This window comes from Idiomarina aminovorans, assembly GCF_023155095.1.
In the GTDB taxonomy this organism is placed as follows: domain Bacteria; phylum Pseudomonadota; class Gammaproteobacteria; order Enterobacterales; family Alteromonadaceae; genus Idiomarina; species Idiomarina aminovorans.
The window spans coordinates 246706-264347 of record NZ_JAKNDA010000004.1 but is presented as its reverse complement, the minus strand read 5'-3'; the positions used below and the strand labels follow the sequence as shown (position 1 = coordinate 264347).

Sequence of the window (17642 nt, the reverse complement as noted above, 5' to 3'; positions counted from 1 at the left end):
GCAACACAGTTCCCAATAATGAGTTAGGTGACCACAGATGAGTACACACCCGCTTCTGGCAGATTTAAACGAACGACAGCAGCAAGCCGTGTCCGCAACCGACGGTCATATGCTGGTTCTGGCGGGGGCTGGTAGTGGTAAAACCCGGGTGTTAGTGCATCGCATTGCCTGGCTTATTCAGGAGCGGCAATATTCGCCCTTTAGTATTTTGGCTGTTACTTTTACCAATAAAGCGGCGGCTGAAATGCGCGGGCGGGTTGAACAGCTGGTGGGCAGTTCGGTGCGCGGCATGTGGATTGGTACCTTCCATGGTCTGGCACATCGCCTGTTACGCGCTCATTATATGGATGTGGGACTGCCGCAAAACTTTCAGATTATTGACAGTGACGACCAGCAACGGTTAGTTAAACGTTTAATTAAGAGTTTAAACCTGGATGATAAACGCTGGCCCGCCAAGCAAGCGCAGTGGTACATCAACGGCAAGAAAGATGAAGGTTTGCGTCCGCGGCACATTGAAACCTATGACCCTACCGAACAGACCTTAAAAGAGATTTATACCCTGTATCAGGAGAGTTGTGACCGGGCTGGTTTGGTCGACTTTGCGGAATTGTTGCTGCGCGCGCATGAATTGCTGCGCAATAACCGTATTGTCCGCGAGCATTACCAAAACCGTTTCCGGCATATTCTGGTCGACGAATTTCAGGACACCAACTCCATTCAGTACGCCTGGGTTCGGCTGTTAGCCGGTGAGCAAAACAGTGTGACCATTGTCGGTGACGATGACCAGTCTATTTATGGCTGGCGTGGTGCTAAAGTCGAGAATATTCATCAGTTTTTGTCAGATTTTGAAGGCTCTGAAACCATTCGTCTGGAGCAAAACTACCGTTCCACCAATACCATTTTGCAGGCTGCGAACTCGGTTATTTCGAATAACTCAGGGCGTTTGGGTAAGGATTTATGGACCGATGGCAACGACGGTGAGCTGATTAGTCTGTATGCAGGCTTCAATGAAATGGACGAAGCCCGCTATATTGTGGCGCGTATTGAAGAATGGCGAGATCAGGGTGGTTCATTGCAAGATACCGCTATTTTGTACCGAAGTAATGCACAGTCGCGTATTTTAGAAGAAGCTTTCCTACATGCGCGCGTCCCCTACCGTATTTATGGCGGCTTACGCTTCTTCGACCGCCAGGAAATAAAAGACGCACTGGCTTACCTGCGAATTTTGGGTAACCGTGATGATGACGCCGCCATTGAACGAGTAATAAATACTCCGACCCGGGGTATCGGTAACCGCACCATGGATATGATCCGCCAGGCCGCTCGTGAACGCAGCGAGTCTTTATGGCAGGCGTCAAAATATATGGTTAACGAAAAGCAATTGGCCGGTCGGGCACGCAATGCCGTGGGCTCGTTTCTGGATTTTATCGAAAATTTAGACGACGAAACCGAAGAGTTTTCGTTAGGCCGCCTGAGCGACGAAGTGATTAAGAAAAGCGGCCTGATGGCCATGTACGAAGCGGAAAAAGGTGAGAAGGCCGAAACCCGAGTGGAAAACTTAAAGGAGCTGGTTACTGCTTGTGAAAACTTTACTCTGGACGATGCAGAAGAAGACATGACACCACTGAATGCTTTTCTTGCGCACGCCTCGCTTGAAGCCGGTGAAGAGCAAGCTGACGAGTATCAGGACGCGGTGCAGTTAATGACCCTGCATAGTGCCAAAGGCCTGGAATTTCCGTTGGTGTTTATGACCGGTGTGGAAGAAGGTTTGTTTCCGTCGCAGCAGTCGATGGATGAGCCGGGAAGGCTGGAGGAAGAACGCCGGCTTTGTTACGTAGGCATGACTCGTGCAATGCAAAAATTAGTGATGACTTACGCTGAGCAGCGCCGAATTTATGGTCAGGAACTGTTTCACAAGGTGAGTCGTTTTATCGGTGAAATTCCCGCGGACACTCTGCATGAGGTTCGGTTGCAAACCAAAGTTGAAAAGCCTGCCAGTTACGGCCGGTTCAATAATGCCGCCAGCCATGAAGCCTTTGAGCAAACCGGTTATTCACTTGGACAACGCGTTAGGCATCCAAAGTTTGGCGAGGGTACCGTGCTGAATTATGAAGGTACCGGTCCGCAATCCAGAATTCAGATTAATTTCGATAATGTTGGCAGCAAGTGGCTGGTGGTTGGTTATGCGCGCCTGGATCCCGTTTTCTGAAGTGTAAATTGTTGATCAAAAATTGCGTTTATCGACTATGTTTAAGGTACATACAGACAATGTCGGAGGCATTTTATGAAACGCACGGCAAATGCACAGTGGAAAGGCAGTATTAAAGAAGGTTCAGGCGTTTTATCAACCAATAGTGGTGTTTTAGATAGTACTCAGTACTCCTTTAAAAGTCGGTTTGAAGACGGTAAAGGCACCAACCCTGAAGAGCTTTTGGGTTCGGCGCACGCTGGCTGTTACGCCATGGCGTTTTCGTTGATGCTGGGTGAGTCAGGCTATGAGCCCGACAGCATTGACGCTAAAGCTGAGGTCTCTTTAGAAGAAGAGGGCGATGGCTTCAGCATTGCTAAAATTCATTTAACGGTTAAAGCCAGCATTCCGGATATTGAAGAGAACACATTCCAGAAACTGGCAGAAAAAGCCAAAGAAGGCTGCCCTGTCAGCAAAGTGCTCAACGCTGACATTTCAATGGATGCCAGCCTCAGCTGAAGCTAACTTTTTCTTCGCTTTACGATCACGCTGGCGCTGTAGCATAGAATCGAAACTGTACAGTGCCAGCGCACTCCAGATAATAATGAAAGTGACCAGCTTACTTTCTTCTAAAGGCTCACCGTAAACTGCTACCGCAAGCGTAAACATTAGCGTGGGTGCTATGTACTGGAAAAAGCCCAATGTCGCGTAACGTAACCGTTGTGCTGCTGCAGTAAAACACAGCAATGGAATGGTGGTTACCAGCCCGGCTGCAAGCAGTAATAGGTTTAGCGTCCATGGGTTAGCGGTTAAATCACTACTGGCTGATTCCGCAAAGCCAAATAAGTAAATCAGCATGACCGGTAACAGAATAGTCGTTTCCAGCCATAACCCGCTAATGGAATCCACCAGCAGACGTTTACGAATAGCGCCATAAATGGCAAAGCTGGACGCTAGACCCAGTGCAACCCAGGGCACAGCGCCAAAGGTAACAATCTGAATGGAAACGCCGACTACCGCCATACCAATGGCAACCAATTGCAGCCGACGCATACGCTCGGCAAAAAAGGCCATACCAATCGCTACATTCAGGAGTGGGTTAATGTAGTAGCCGAGGCTGGCATCCAGCATATGGTCGCTGTTCACCGCCCAAATAAATAAAAACCAGTTACCGCCTAATAGGCAGGTGGCAAAAGTAAGACGCAGCATCATTTTGCGGCTTTTCAAAATGGGGCGAATACGATTCAGTCGCTTCATAGCAACTATCAGTACAAACACCATTAAGAAGGCCCAGATAATTCGGTGGGAGAGTATCTCTAATGCAGGCACCTGCTTTACCAGTTTGAAATAAACCGGTGCAATGCCCCAAAAGGTATAGGCAGCAAGCGCGAAAAAAACGCCATGTCGCGTCCGGACTGCTTCATCGGACATAGTAGAATCCTTATTTTATCTGCGCTAACCGACCAGGTAAGTCCCGGTGCCGAACGCTATGTGCGTGCCGTCTTGGTTATGTAGCTCCATACGCGCTACCGCCACTTTGTTGCCTGAACGAATAATGGTTGCGCTGGCAATGAATTCAGTACCGCGGCCGGGACGGAGGTAATCAACCCTAAGGTCAATGGTACCACAACGGCTTAGACGCTCCATTAAATAAGCTTCGGATGGTGCCTCCAGCCTGTCGACCATGCCGGCAATAGCGACCAGGCCGCCGGCGGTATCCAGTGCCGTAGCAGTAACCCCGCCATGTAAAATGCGTTGTGGCACATTACCCAGTAGCTGATCCTGCCATTTAAATCGAATTTCACCACGGTCAGGGCTAAACTCCGTAATTTCCAGACCAAGCAGTGCCTGGAACGGAACCTGAGTGTTCATAAATTCGGAAACTTTTGTCAGTATTGTTTGTGTATTCATTTTCGGCATGGTGATTAGCGAATAGGACGCTTACAATAAGAGCATGTTACTCGGGAAGTCAATATAACCATGCAAAGCAGTACCGCCGAAAAAACACAATTCGATCCACTTCAGCAGCAGCTTGAGTCTACTTTTGGCTACCATCAGTTCCGCGATGGTCAGCAAGATATTATGCAGGCCGCGATGCAGGGGCGTGATACTCTGGTGCTGATGCCAACTGGCGGCGGAAAATCGCTCTGCTACCAGTTGCCGGCTATTTGTGGCGAAGGACTTACTCTGGTCATCTCGCCGCTGCTGTCGCTAATGCAGGACCAGGTGGAAGCGCTTAAAGCGTTGGATATTTCAGCGGCAACATTGCATTCAGGCGTGTCATCGCAAGAATCTATGGCAACCATGCAAGGCCTGCAAAGCGGCGATATCAAATTGTTGTACGTGAGTCCCGAGCGAGTTTTGCAGCCGACTTTTATTGAACGCCTGCAATCATTAAAACTCAACTTTATTGCGGTGGACGAAGCACATTGTATTAGTCAATGGGGTCATGACTTCCGGCCTGAATACGGAAAGCTGGGTGTGCTGCGTAATTACCTGCCCAATGTGTCCTTTATGGCATTAACCGCAACAGCAGACTCGGCGACACAACACGATATTATTGAGCGGCTTTGCCTGCGTGAGCCTTTGGTGCACCGAAGCTCTTTTGACCGCCCCAATATTCGTTATGTGGTGCAGGAAAAGTATAAGCCGCTAAAGCAGGTGCGTGACTATGTTAAAAAGCAAAAAGGTGCTGCCGGTATCATATACTGTGGCAGTCGCAAAAAGACCGAAGAACTCTCGGAGAGTCTGCAACAAGCCGGCGTGCGTGCAGCGCCTTATCACGCCGGAATTGAACATCAGGTAAAAGAAAGCACCTTACGCCAGTTTCTGCGCGACGATATCGATGTGGTGGTTGCCACCGTTGCCTTTGGTATGGGTATCAATAAGCCTAATATTCGCTTTGTCATTCATTTTGATATCCCCCGCAGTGTCGAGTCTTACTATCAGGAAACCGGTCGTGCCGGACGTGATGGCCTGCCAGCCGAGGCGTTAATGCTTTATGACCCACGCGACGCGCAATGGATACGCCGGATGATAGAAGAGCAGGAGAACGAGCAACGCCGGTTGGTTGAAGCGCAAAAGTTCTCCGCTATGCAGGCCATGGCTGAGGCCCAGACTTGCCGCCGGTTAGTGGTGTTAAACTATTTTAATGAGTATTCTGATAAAGAATGTGGAAACTGCGATTTGTGCCTCGATCCACCACAGCGTTACGATGGGCTGGAGGACGCTCAGAAAGCGTTAAGTTGTGTGTACCGGGTTGGCCAGCAATTTGGTATTAATCACGTGGTGGAGGTTCTGCGTGGTTCAAAAGCGCAACGTGTTGTGGAACTTGGACACGACCAGTTGAGTACCTATGGTCTGGGTAAGTCAGAAACGCAGGAGCATTGGTTTTCGGTACTGCGGCAGTTAATTCATCGTGGCCTTATTCTGCAGGATATTCGGCGTTTCGCTGCGCTTCAGCTTACCGACGCAGCGCGTCCTGTTTTGAAAGGCGAAATTCCACTGGAGCTGGCCAAGCCGCGAATAGAGTTAACCGCCACCAAAACCCGTATTACTGACCGTGGCGACTATAATAAAATTTTATTCCGGCGTTTGCGCAAGTTGCGTAAAGACATTGCTGACCGTGATCAGGTGCCACCCTTTGTTGTCTTTAGTGATGCGGCACTTGTTGAAATGTGTGTGCACTACCCGACAACAGCTAAAGATATGTTAGAAATCAATGGTGTTGGGGACGTTAAGCTGGCACGTTATGGTAGTGAGTTTATGCAAGCGGTTGAGGCTTTTTTGTCGGGAGCCAGTGAGCGACAATTATTTAATGGGTAAAAAGTAACAATGGAAGACAACATCATTACGCTAACAAGTACGCCACCAGAAGCTGAACTCGAGCTCTGGGTTGAGGAGCTTTGCGAGTGTATTGGTGCTACTGTCCGCGAAAAGGAACAAGCCGCCGATCAGTTTTGTTGGCGTTTAAGTGTAAACCAGCGCCACTGGTTGCTGTTTTACTCTGAAATTTGTGATGCCGTTTGGCTGCAGGCATTAGAAGAGCCAGAGCCTCTAGTCGAAGAGCGTTTAGCGGAGTTTGGCTATGTTTAAGTTCTGGTTCGTCGGGTTAGTATTGGCTTGTAGTGTGTTTCAGCCTGCCCTGGGTCAGAAACCCTTGACGGTTTCCGGACAAACGACTCGTTTAATGCTGAATGAGCATTTCAGCTACCGGGTTGTGAATACTGAACTGAACGTTGAGAACATCGCTATTAATGAACCGCAACGCTGGTTGAGTCCGCAGCAACTGCAAGACCATAACTATGCCGGGGAACGTCCCAATGTCTGGGGCGTGGTACCGTTATTTAATCGCAGTAATGCACCTCTTACCTTCCATTTAAAATTCAGTGACCCCTATTTAAAACATGTGGGGGCTTATCTGCTCAATAAACAGGGGCAGGTCACAACCAGTAAAACCAGTATTTTTTCTACACCGTTATTACAGCGTCAGTATTTGTCACATGAGCATGTTTTGCCAATTACCTTGCCGGCTAATGAGATAGTCTGGTTGGCTGTGTCTGTGCAGCAATGGCCGGAACAAATGCCCTCCATTAGTTTCTGGCAACCCGGTGATTCACAGTTACGCCTGCAGCAACAACAAACCGCGTTGGGTGTTAATGCGGGAATTTTGATTCTGCTGGCGCTGGCTGCCGTTGTTTCCGCGCGGTTATTCGGCAGTCGTTTGTTGGTTTCTTTTGGTGTCATGACAGTAGTTTTTACGTTGAGTCTGCTACTTCACAGCGGTATCTGGAGCACTTATTTTACCCCTTATTCACCGGATGTCGCTGCGGGCCTAAACGTCTATATAAGCCAAATTCTTATTGTTGCGCTCAGTTGGTTTATCTGGGAATGGTCGCGTTTCCGGTTTAAATTATCGAGGTTTAACCGAATTGGCTACTCGGTAATGATGACAGCGATAGCCCTGACAATTTTGCTGCCTTGGTTATCAGAGCCCTGGAAACTCGCGTTGATATCCTGGCAGATTAACGCGCTATTACTTTGGGGCGGAGTTATTGTCGGACGTAGTCTGCAGAAACAACCGGTTATTGGGCATAAATGGCAAACGGTATTGATGGTGCTCACTGTTTTATCCGCCTGGTTATTAGTGTCGCCTCGTTATAATCCGATTTGGGAAGGGCTTTCCGGATTGCTTTTATACAGCGGACTCACGCTGGTAATCACCATGTTCTTATTGGCTCTGGAGCGCTATAGGCTCAGCCGGTTGATACGACGTATCAGTAACTTAGAGCGTAACCGAAAATTTTTGAGACGCCGTTCATGGCGATTTCTAAGGCGAACCGGCGAGGGCTGGTTCCGGGTCAATGCCGATGGCAGTATCAAGCAAATTAACCGGCAAATGATAAACATTCTGGCGGCTCATTCACTGGAACAGATTCAGGCCCATTGGCCGCAAGGGTTTAAAATTAACGGCGCACGCCAACTGGTTGCTACTGAACGGCTCGATGGCCGTAAAGTGTGGCTGGATATTGAGTTGTTCAGTGATAATACCGGGCGTATAGCCGATGTTACTAAGCGCATGGAAGCGGAAGTTCATCTTAATTTTTTGGCACACCATGACGCGGTAACGGGGTTGTTAAATGTACGGGAATTTCGACGCTTATTACAGGAAAGGCTGGATAAGAAAAAAAACGTCAGCGTTATCATTATTCGGCTGACAGGTTTGCAGGTTATTGCTGATCAGGTAGGTTCTGATGCACGCGATCAGGCAATACTGCAACTGACATTATCATTGCAGCAGAAAGCGACAAAAAGCGGGCGAATTGCCCGGGTCAGCGAAACAGAAGTTGCACTACTGAGCCATGAAGATGAGCAAGCGGCATTTGCTCAGGCGCATCGTTTGGTTCAATTTTGTCGTGAGTTTCGCTTTAGTAGTGAGAAGCGTATTTTCCAGCTTACCACCCATGTGGGAATTTCTTACAGTACCGACGAAGGAGTTGCTGCCAGCACCTTAATGCGACAGGCTCGCGAAGCGGTTGAGTTGGCTATGCAGGAGGGTGACTATCGTGTGCACTCATACAGTGAAGCTGATCAAAAGCGTTTAGTCGGGCAGGCCGAAACGGAGTGGGAAGCGCGCTTGAAAAAAGCGTTAAGAGAAGAGGACTGGAAGTTGTTCTCTCAGCCTCTTGTCAGTGCGTCAAAAGATGAAGACAAACATTGTTTTGAAGTGCTGTTGCGACTTCCCGGTAGCGGTAAGGACGAAGCGATAGCACCGCAACAATTTCTGCGCGCAGCCCTGCGAGCAGGCGTTATGGGGAAAGCCGATCGCTGGCTGGTCCGTGAAGTTATTCAGTACTTTAACGAGCAGCCATTCGAGGCAAATCGTACCTGGCGCTGTCATATTAATTTGTCCACACAAAGTCTTGAGGACATTGACTTCATTCGCTTTGTAGAGCAAATCCTTAAGCAGTCTGTACTACAACCGGAACAACTGGTATTTGAAGTGGCAGAGCCGGACGCCGAAAAATATTTTGATGAAACGTACCGGTTATTTACAGAGCTGCGGGATGTAGGCATTGGCACCGCGTTGGATCAGTTTGGTACTGGCTTCAATTCATTCCGACTATTGCGGCAGTTGCCATTAACCCAAATTAAAGTCAATCGTTTTTGGGTGCAGGATATGCTGGTGGATGCCGTTGATGCTGAGCTGGTAGATAGTTGCGTGCGTATTGCTAAAGTGTTGGGTATTGAAGTTTGCGCGGTTGGCGTAGAGAGTGATGAAGCCCGAATTAAGCTCACTCAGCTGGGTGTAGACTATGTCCAGGGGTTCGTCTGTGGGCACCCAGTAGAGTGGCAACGTCCGGAAAAACAGGGCGGCTAATTGCCGCCCCTCATCCAGTGCTTAAGTTTAAGCAGCATTTTCCTTACTTTTGGAACGATTATCCAGCAGGTCTTTCGTCGAGCTGTCAATGTTAATGCGTTTCGGTTTCTTGGCTTCAGGAATATTCTTCACCAAGCCGACCGTTAACAGACCGTTCTTCAAAGCTGCGCCTGTGACTTCAATATGTTCAGCCAGACTGAACTTACGTTCGAAGGCACGGTTGGCAATGCCGCGGTGGAGATACTCGCGTTTTTCGTTTTCTTCGGCTTTGTTGCCGGTCACACGAAGTACACCGTTCTCTACCTCAATTTCCAGATCATCCTCTTCAAAACCTGCAACAGCCAACGTAATGGCGTATTGGTTCTCTGCCACCAGTTCAATGTTGTAGGGAGGGTATCCGGTTGCACCAGTATCTGAGCGTAATGCCGAATCCAGCAAAGATGCCATACGGTCAAAACCTACGCTGCTACGATATAGAGGGCTTAAGTCTATAGTTGCCATAATAGTCATTCTCCTAAGAAGCAATAACGTTAAATGTATTAAACATGTGACACACCATGTGTCGGTTTAAGGCGGCTCTCTCAGAGACACCAACCTTAACTTCTATATGTGTACTGCTTAAATTGGTTTCAAGAGCTTTTCTGAAAATTTTTCATATGGCTGGCGTAATGAAAAATGTGGCGACCATGATTAAGCTTCCTCAGCGAGGAAGCCGCCGGACTGATGGCGCCATAATTTAGCGTAAAGACCATTCTCAGCGAGCAGCTGTTCATGGCTGCCCTGCTCAATAATTTCGCCCTCATCCAGCACCACCAGCTTGTCCATTGCTGCAATAGTGGACAGCCTGTGGGCAATGGCGATAACGGTTTTACCCTGCATTAACTGGTATAAGTTTTCCTGAATGGCATTTTCCACCTCGGAGTCGAGCGCCGAGGTAGCTTCGTCCAGAATCAAAATAGGGGCGTCTTTTAACATGACCCGGGCAATGGCAATACGCTGGCGCTGCCCGCCTGAGAGCTTAACGCCGCGTTCACCGACATGCGCGTCCAAACCAGAACGGCCTTTACTGTCGGTTAAATCCGCAATGAAATCCTCACAGTGTGCCTGACGCACCGCATCCATTAAGTCATCTTCGCTGGCATCGGGGCGACCATATAATATGTTGTCGCGCACGGAGCGATGCAATAACGACGTGTCCTGTGTGACCATACCTATATTAGCGCGCAGACTGTCCTGCTGAACTTTATGAATGGCTTGATCATCTATACGAATTTCACCGCCTTCAACGTCAAAAAAGCGCAGTAAAAGATTGACCAGTGTAGATTTACCAGCGCCGGAGCGACCGACCACGCCAATCTTTTCACCCGGTTTTATGTGCAGGTTAAAATCTTCCATCACGCCGTGACCTTTGCCGTAATGAAAACGAACACGGTCAAAATTAATATCACCGGAATCAACCTGCAAAGCCGGTGCCTTGGGCTCATCTACAATGCGTTGCGGCACGGCTATAGAGCCAATACCATCCTGAACGGTACCGATGCTTTCAAATAAGGTCGACATTTGCCACATGACCATTTGCGACATACCAAACAAACGCAGAACCAGCCCTATAACCACAGCAACAGCACCCAGGGTTACGGCGTTATCCATCCACAGCATAATGGCGGTAGCTGCAGAGCTAAATAACAGCGCGCAATTGATAAAGTACAGAAAACCATAAAGCTGAGTGACCAGACGCATTTGTTTGTGCACGGTGCCCAGAAAAGTATCCATGCCGTCGTGGGCGAACGCCGCTTCACGCTGTGAATGCGAGAACAGTTTCACGGTTTGAATATTGGTGTAAGAGTCGACAATACGGCCAGTCATGTTGGAGCGGGCATCGGCCTGTTCGGCAGAAACTTTCCCAAGCTTAGGCACAAAATAACGCAGTAACAGTGCGTAAAGAATCAACCAGCATGCCAGCGGCAGCATCATGCGCCAGTCGGCACTGCCAATAATGACGAACATGCCCAGGAAGTAAACGATCACATAGTTCACTATCTCAATAAAGGTCATGATGCACTGGCGCAGGGCAAGCGAGGTTTGCATGAGTTTGGTGGCAACCCGGCCGGCAAATTCATCCTGGTAGTAGCTCATGGATTGCTTCATCAGGTAACGATGTCCCAGCCAGCGGATACGCATGGGAAAGTTACCCAGCAGCGTCTGGTGGGTCAGCAGAGAATGAAACCAGACCAACAACGGCAAGCCCAGTAATACCAAAGCACTCATACCCATTAGCGGCCAGAACTGGTCGTTTAATAACGTTTCCTTGTCCTGCGCTGCCAGCCAGTCAACAATTTGACCTAAAAAGCCAAATAACCAGACCTCTGCTACCGCAATAGCGGCCATAAGCACCGCGGTAACCGCAAGAAAGGGTGTTGCTCCTTTCGTGTAGTGCCAGCAGAAAGCAAAAAATCCGGTAGGCGCCTGACTTGGCTCCTCCGTCGGGAAAGCGTTTAATCGGCGCTCAAACCAGGAAAACATTGCGTCACTCCTTGCGATACATCAAGCTAATAATATCAGGTTCGCACTGATTCAGCTTGTAAAAAATGGCTATTTGAACAATAATGAGAACTATTAACAAATAAAGAGGTTTTTATGAAATATTTGACGATGTTAGCCGCCGCTGCGGCACTACTTTTTAATGTTGCGGTATCGGCCAGTGACGACGAGCGCTATGAACACTTTAAACCCGAGCCTGCGGAAAACTTAGAGCAGGCGATTATGAACCTGACAAAGTATAACGCCGAGCTACAGGAAATTATGAATGGCGACTTAGACGCGCAGGATATGACGAAAGTGCATGAGCTAACCTATACCTTAGAAGTGGCTTTAGCCCGCTTAAGTAAAGAGCTGGACGTAGCTGCAAACTCACTTGAAGAGGTGCACTTAGGCTCCGAGCAAATGAATAAACAACGGGTTAAAGGTTTTGGTAAAAGTTACCTGGACACTTTAAATCATGTGCTGGGTGAGCACAGCAAGCATCATGAAAATGATCACAAAGAACACCACTAATAGCCTACAACGTTTCTAAAAACGCCTTAAAATGTCGTAGCCAATAGCTCTGTGGCTTCGACATGGCGTTTCTGCCAATTGAAATCTCACAAATAGCTTCTCCGTCCTTTTCAGCTCTTGGCAGGGGTAAAATTACAACGCCCGTATTGCCGATGTAGTTTGTTACTTTTGCACTGAGTTGCTCGGCGGTGAGTTTAAAGTGCAGGTGAAACATGGCTACTTGCGGTGTTTCGGGGTTAACCCGTATATCATCCAGGTCGTTCAAAGCTTTTCCCAGCGTCTTCGCGTAATGCACAGCGTCCGGCAGCACAGGCAGGTTCTCTCTTAAACCGTAGTGGGCCGACAGAATTTGAGGGTATTGAGTAATGATGTTGCCACCGGCGCGGCGAGCCCAGATTTTAGCCTGCTCAATAAAGGCTTCCGAACCCGCCAGAACAGCTCCTGATAACGCACCTAAATCTTTATAAAAACTGACGTATACAGAGTCAAACAGCTCACAGACTTCGGTCATTGAACAGTCATAAGCTGTCGGTACTTGCCACAGTCTGGCACCATCTAAATGCATCGCAATATTGTGCTGGCGCGCCCATTGCGACTGCTCAACCAAATCATCCCATTCGGGTAATTGGCCACCTATTTCACGCATCGGTAATTCCAGTAAACAGGCGGCTAAATCATTGCTTTGTACTGATTTTAGGTCGCTAAGGGTTAGGGGCTTCTCGGCAAAACCGGTGGTTGTGCCGTTGAGCTGCCATAGCGCCTCAAACCCCATCTGTTCGTGCAGCATGAGGTGCGAGGTTGGGTGTAATGCGACCCCATTTTTCTGGCGGTCATCGGCATGTATGCGCAAGGCCAATGGTTGTGCCAGTGTTCCGGTTGGCAGAAACAAAGCCGCCGGTTTGCCCAGCAAGGTTGCAACGTCGTCTTCAAAATCGTTTATCAGCTTACCACTGCCGTAGGTGTCTCGTTTTTCATTCTGCTCAAGTTGTTCTGCTAACAATCTGAGTTCATCAGCCATACTGAGTTGAGGCTGACGCAAGAGCGACGCATTGGCTTGCTCCGCCGCGTGGTGATAAGCCTGTTTGGTTTTTGCCGAAATAGAGAGTGTCATGGTAAACCTATTTTGAGTGGACTTTACCGCCAATAATTTTGTAAGCGGGCGTGCCACGTATCATTGTCTTGCGAGCAAACTCCTGTCCACAGCCGGGGCAATGGCATGGCGTTGTGGTGTGGTCTTCAACAATTCGCTCAATAAAGCATTTTACCAGAGCGCCCTTGCCACCTTTTCTATATTTAAATATGGGCGTTTTGCACTGCAGGCAAGAAATCTGCACGGTGCGGACCGGCCCTTTCTTGTTCGGTTTCGCCATAAAATAGTCGGCTACAATTTAAGCATTTCCCTTAGTGTAACAAGCACGCTATAGTTTTTCTTCCTGTATCAAAATAAGAATAAAGGACACTGCTATGCGTTACTCTCTTGTCGCCCTTGCGGTTTTGGGCTTATTAACCGCTTGCGGCCAGCCGCAACAGAACAACTCTGCACAAAATTCCCAAACAACTGCTGAACAAACCGCGCAATCAGAAACCGAGCGTCTGAATCAGTGGTTTGAAGAAAAGTACGAAGAACAACTGCAACAAAGCCCCATTCAAATGACTTTCCTGGGCCGAAAAGATCGCAATGGCGATATTGACCAAGGGGTTAAAGAGCAGAAAAGCGTTTAACTAAGGAGAGTTATTATGAAATGGATTGTATTACTACTAACGGCGACTTTTTTTCTCCCTGGTGCTTTTGCTGTGGATTCAACCAAACAGATTATTCAACAGCATTTATCTGAGAAGCAGCTGGATGATGCAGAAGACGTTGTCGAAAACTGGGTCAAGAAAGAACCCGAAAATGCAGCCGCCTGGCATACTCGAGGTATTGTCATGGCACAACAGGCACAAGATGCGTTTTTTAGTGCCTTAAGTTATGCAGGAAAGTCAGTTGATTCGTTTGAGAAGGCGGTAAAATTAGCACCAAATAACATTAAATATCGTACTGCTCTAATGCAGTTTTATTTGATGGCACCCTCAATTGCCGGAGGTGATGACGAGAAAGCACTCGCTGAAATTGAAGCCATTGCTGAAATTGATGCGGTGCAAGGTGCGTTAGCGAAAATTGGGTATCTTAAAAAGCATGAAAAGGACGAACAAGCGGAACAGTTAGTCGAAGAAACTTTGGCTGACTATCCTGATAATGCTGACATTCTTGTTTATGTTGGTTTTCAGGAGCAAAGAACCAAAAACTACGAAAAGGCATTCTCCCTTTTTGAACACGCGGCTCGTGGTGAATCGGCAGAAGGCGATGCTTCCGTCATAGCGTTATACCAAATTGGGAAAACCGCAGTTCTGGCAAAAGCTCAAGTGGACGAAGGAATTCATGCGCTCAAACAGTATCTGGCAGCGGAATTACCGGATAACTCGCCCGGCTCTGAATGGGCGAACTTCAGACTGGCTCAGTTATTTGCATTGAAGGGTAATGATGCTGAATCGGAGCAGCTATTAGCCAGTCTCACCGAGGTTGATGATAAAGAATTACAGAAGCAGATATCCGACTGGAATTAAGTATCTAAATAGCCCCGGTTACGGCCATCAGACTTGGCGCGGTATAACGCTGAGTCTGCTTTTGAAATCATATCGGCAATTAAATCTTCGATGTGTTCATTAGCCCTGGGGGTATGAATATAACCACCAATACTAACGGTTAGGCAAGGTGCGACCTCTGACTGCTCATGTTCCATATGTAAATTCCGCACGGCGTCTAATAATTGTTGAATGCTGTCTTTGGTTCTTTGCTCGTCAGTTGCGGAAATAACGGCAGCAAATTCTTCACCGCCATAGCGTGCAATAAAGTCTGTATTGCGTTGCAGCTGATGAAACATGGCATCGGCAACAGATTTCAGCGCCTGATCGCCCTGCAAGTGACCATAATGATCGTTGTACGGTTTAAAATGGTCAATATCGATTAATAACAACGCTAGTGGTGTTTTGTGACGCATAGCACGTTGAATTTCGTTATTAATGCGCTCATCAAAGGCGCGACGGTTTGCGATACCTGTTAGCCCATCCTGAGCGACTTGAGCCTGCAATAAACGGTTTGCTTTTTCCAATGCCCGCTGGGTATGTATGAGCTCTGCATAGGTTCGTTGGCGTTCCAGCGTATTAGCTATCATGTCCGCGACCAAACCCAGACGGCGAATATCTGTGGGTGTCCACTGACGTTGTTGACGCACCATATCGCAACCCACAAAACCTAAAAGGTGTTGATTAGCGACCAGGCCAATACAAATAACCGACTTTATTTGCTCCCGCTCGAACTCCGCTTTTTCTGCGCTTGCTTCCGCAGGCAACTGGTTAATATCGTTAATAATGAATTTATGATGGGTTTTAATTTCTTTAAAAAACCAGGGTAATTCTTTTAGTTCAATAGCTTGTAGATCAGCAATGTGTGCGGGGTAACCGTTGCGAACCCACTCATGGGTATTGGTCATGTGCTCAATGTTGTCGTCAAACTCAAACACGTAACAACGATCAGCATCGGTGTAGTCGCCAATAGCTACAATGACTTCTTCAATGCATTCATAAGTTTCTGCAGGCTCACTGTTAATCAGGCGAGTCGACAATTCTGAGATGAGTTGATCAAAAGATACATGCGCAGTTTTTATGTCCATGGCTCACCTGTCTTATCTTTATGGTTAATAGTTAACCACATCGTCAGTTTAGCGTAAATTGTTGTTTTTATGTTGTTTGCCGTTTAATTTAACTAAAATAAAACTGCGATATGTCCAGTACGACGGGAAGCACAGAAAAGACCAGCAATAACGCCATGGAAACATTAAAAATTCTTTGGGCCGTGTGGTTAGTCAGTAACTGTCTTAGCCCGGCACCGGCTACAAGCCAAATGCCGACACAGGGGAATGCAACTGCCAGAAAGGCGGCTGTTATTTCTATTACCTCTGACCATAGTGCGCCAGCTACCGTGGTAAATGCCGCAACCGCACCCGTAGCCATGACCCAGGCTTTGCCATTGACCCATTGAAACAACACGGCCTGCCAGAACGTTAGCGGTTTTCGGTCACCTTTTTCGATGGCTTTTGGGGTTTGTGAGCCGATAACCCAGGCCAGCCAAAGCAAATACAGGGTACCGGCAATTTTTATCATTTGGTGTAGTAACGGGAATTGCTCCAGCACCGAGCCAAAGCCCATACCAACCACCAACACCATAGCCGGGAACCCCAAACAAATACCGAGAAAATGAGGTAAGCTGGATTTAACCCCATAGTTCACACCGGACGACATGATCATAATGTTGTTCGGACCCGGGGTTATGGTGGTAGAAAAAGCAAAGAAAAATACCGCGATAAAAATTTCCATGGGAAAATCCTGTTGACTTTGGTGCTGCTCATTTGCGGCGCTTAAATTAAAGGTGGTAGTTAATAAAAAATCAATACTTAAATGCTACATTAATTCTATAAAGGTTATAAATTGAACTATTGTTCTATAACCTGTGTCGAAAATACTACAGTCTATTTATAAAAACGAAAATGAGGCAGTAACTTAATGGCGACACAACCTTGGCTACAGCAGAGTAAAGAATTCGTTTTGCGATTTGCAGTTTCCAGCCCGTTTCCTGCTAGTTGGTTTTACGATGTCCCTAAATCTACAGAAATTGATGATATCACCAGCCCTCCCGAGCACATCGAAATTGTCAGTCATTGCTGGAACTATTCGCATTTGTTTGTTTACCAGTTGAAGTCTCTGGTTGATAGCGCCCCTAAAGATCTTAAAGTGACGCTTACCGGTTTTTACTGCCCGCAAGACAAAGATACCTTGGCTTTAATAGAGGAATACTCCAGCAAGAAAATTGACAATATTGAGTGGAACTTTGTTGCGCTTAAGAAGAACGACTTAATGCGACGCGCTATTGGTCGTAATAAGGCCGCAAAAGAAACCAAAGCCGACTGGATATGGTTTACCGACTGCGATTTGATGTTTGGCGAAAATACTTTTCCGAGTCTGAAAAAATCGCTGAGTAAAGAATCCTGTATTTTGGTATTTCCTGAAAAAGTAGCGCGCACAGAACTATTGAGCAAAGACCACGACGTTTTGTGTAACGGCAAAGAAATTTCAGTCGATGAATGTCTGGAAAAAGCGGGTTACAACTACCATTCGTTCAGCAAAGCAACGGGATCAGTACAAATTACTCACGGGGACACGGCCCGCCGCTACGGTTATTGTGAACAGACAAGCTGCTACCAGGAACCAAAAGACCATTGGGCTAAAGCCTATGAAGACAGAGCTTTTCGCTGGTTACTGGGTACGCACGGGAAACCTCTGGCTATCGACGATGTATCCATAATTCGGCATGTAGAAAAAGGTCGCTACCGTAAAGACTCGACCTTTTCAGAAATGCGTAAAGCTAATCGCCAGACGAAAGATAAATTACTGGGAAGATAAACCAGTCAGTCGATAAGTTGCTCT

At 47.6% G+C, this 17642-nt stretch carries 17 protein-coding genes; 9 read left to right on the top strand and 8 right to left on the bottom strand.

All coding sequences use genetic code 11. The features are described from left to right. Positions 1-37 precede the first annotated feature (37 nt). Entirely contained in the window at positions 38-2209 is a 2172-nt protein-coding gene (gene uvrD, locus L8G48_RS09775; protein WP_248264425.1) for a DNA helicase II, read from the top strand. A 75-nt stretch (positions 2210-2284) separates the two neighbouring features. Beyond that, on the top strand, positions 2285-2707 hold the full coding sequence (locus L8G48_RS09770) for an OsmC family protein (protein ID WP_248264424.1): 423 nt from the start codon (positions 2285-2287) through the stop codon (positions 2705-2707). On the opposite strand, the gene rarD is transcribed toward L8G48_RS09770, so the two are convergent. Then, entirely contained in the window at positions 2684-3619 is a 936-nt protein-coding gene (gene rarD / locus L8G48_RS09765) for an EamA family transporter RarD (protein WP_248264423.1), read from the bottom strand. The two genes, L8G48_RS09770 and rarD, sit on opposite strands and share 24 nt — an antisense overlap. Before the next feature lie 24 nt (positions 3620-3643). Further along, positions 3644-4108 carry a thioesterase family protein gene (locus L8G48_RS09760; protein WP_443986722.1) on the bottom strand — a complete coding sequence of 155 codons (465 nt, stop codon included), beginning with the start codon at positions 4106-4108 and terminating at the stop codon, positions 3644-3646. Between the two features lie 60 nt (positions 4109-4168). On the opposite strand from L8G48_RS09760, the gene recQ reads away from it, so the two are divergent. The 3 genes from recQ to L8G48_RS09745 are packed head-to-tail and all read left to right on the top strand — an operon-like array spanning position 4169 to position 9068. Beyond that, positions 4169-6013: a DNA helicase RecQ gene (recQ, locus tag L8G48_RS09755; RefSeq protein ID WP_248264421.1), complete on the top strand. Its 1845-nt coding sequence runs from the start codon at positions 4169-4171 to the stop codon at positions 6011-6013. 9 nt (positions 6014-6022) lie between these two features. Next, positions 6023-6283 carry a DUF3630 family protein gene (locus L8G48_RS09750; protein ID WP_248264420.1) on the top strand — a complete coding sequence of 87 codons (261 nt, stop codon included), beginning with the start codon at positions 6023-6025 and terminating at the stop codon, positions 6281-6283. Beyond that, complete coding sequence (locus tag L8G48_RS09745) at positions 6276-9068, top strand: EAL domain-containing protein (RefSeq protein WP_248264419.1); 2793 nt, start codon at positions 6276-6278, stop codon at positions 9066-9068. The genes L8G48_RS09750 and L8G48_RS09745 overlap by 8 nt, the downstream gene beginning before the upstream one ends. Before the next feature lie 27 nt (positions 9069-9095). On the opposite strand, the gene L8G48_RS09740 is transcribed toward L8G48_RS09745, so the two are convergent. Both L8G48_RS09740 and L8G48_RS09735 read right to left on the bottom strand, forming a co-directional pair. After that, positions 9096-9569, bottom strand: coding sequence for an Hsp20 family protein (locus L8G48_RS09740; protein ID WP_248264418.1), 474 nt, complete (start codon positions 9567-9569; stop codon positions 9096-9098). Positions 9570-9758: 189 nt separating this feature from the next. Beyond that, the gene (locus L8G48_RS09735) at positions 9759-11591 is read right to left on the bottom strand and encodes an ABC transporter ATP-binding protein (protein WP_248264417.1); all 1833 of its coding nucleotides are present in this window, start codon (positions 11589-11591) and stop codon (positions 9759-9761) included. 114 nt (positions 11592-11705) lie between these two features. Between L8G48_RS09735 and L8G48_RS09730 the strand changes: the two genes are divergently transcribed. Further along, positions 11706-12122 (top strand): DUF6746 family protein, encoded by a 417-nt coding sequence (locus L8G48_RS09730; protein WP_248264416.1) that lies wholly within the window; start codon positions 11706-11708, stop codon positions 12120-12122. Between the two features lie 4 nt (positions 12123-12126). Here the strand turns inward: L8G48_RS09730 and L8G48_RS09725 are convergent, their stop codons facing one another. Next, positions 12127-13233 (bottom strand): threonine aldolase family protein, encoded by a 1107-nt coding sequence (locus L8G48_RS09725; RefSeq protein ID WP_248264415.1) that lies wholly within the window; start codon positions 13231-13233, stop codon positions 12127-12129. 7 nt (positions 13234-13240) lie between these two features. Further along, entirely contained in the window at positions 13241-13492 is a 252-nt protein-coding gene (locus L8G48_RS09720; RefSeq protein ID WP_248264414.1) for a hypothetical protein, read from the bottom strand. A gap of 94 nt (positions 13493-13586) precedes the next feature. Here L8G48_RS09720 and L8G48_RS09715 point away from each other — a divergent pair, with 94 nt between their 5' ends. Then, positions 13587-13844, top strand: a complete 258-nt coding sequence (locus tag L8G48_RS09715) for a hypothetical protein (protein WP_248264413.1) — start codon at positions 13587-13589, stop codon at positions 13842-13844. 15 nt (positions 13845-13859) lie between these two features. Continuing rightward, positions 13860-14726 carry a tetratricopeptide repeat protein gene (locus L8G48_RS09710; protein WP_248264412.1) on the top strand — a complete coding sequence of 289 codons (867 nt, stop codon included), beginning with the start codon at positions 13860-13862 and terminating at the stop codon, positions 14724-14726. Here L8G48_RS09710 and L8G48_RS09705 read toward each other — a convergent pair. Continuing rightward, positions 14723-15832: a sensor domain-containing diguanylate cyclase gene (locus L8G48_RS09705; protein WP_248264411.1), complete on the bottom strand. Its 1110-nt coding sequence runs from the start codon at positions 15830-15832 to the stop codon at positions 14723-14725. The two genes, L8G48_RS09710 and L8G48_RS09705, sit on opposite strands and share 4 nt — an antisense overlap. 88 nt (positions 15833-15920) lie before the next feature. Then, complete coding sequence (locus L8G48_RS09700; RefSeq protein WP_248264410.1) at positions 15921-16535, bottom strand: LysE family translocator; 615 nt, start codon at positions 16533-16535, stop codon at positions 15921-15923. A 186-nt stretch (positions 16536-16721) separates the two neighbouring features. Here L8G48_RS09700 and L8G48_RS09695 point away from each other — a divergent pair, with 186 nt between their 5' ends. After that, positions 16722-17618, top strand: coding sequence for a glycosyltransferase (locus tag L8G48_RS09695; protein ID WP_248264409.1), 897 nt, complete (start codon positions 16722-16724; stop codon positions 17616-17618). Positions 17619-17642 lie beyond the last annotated feature (24 nt).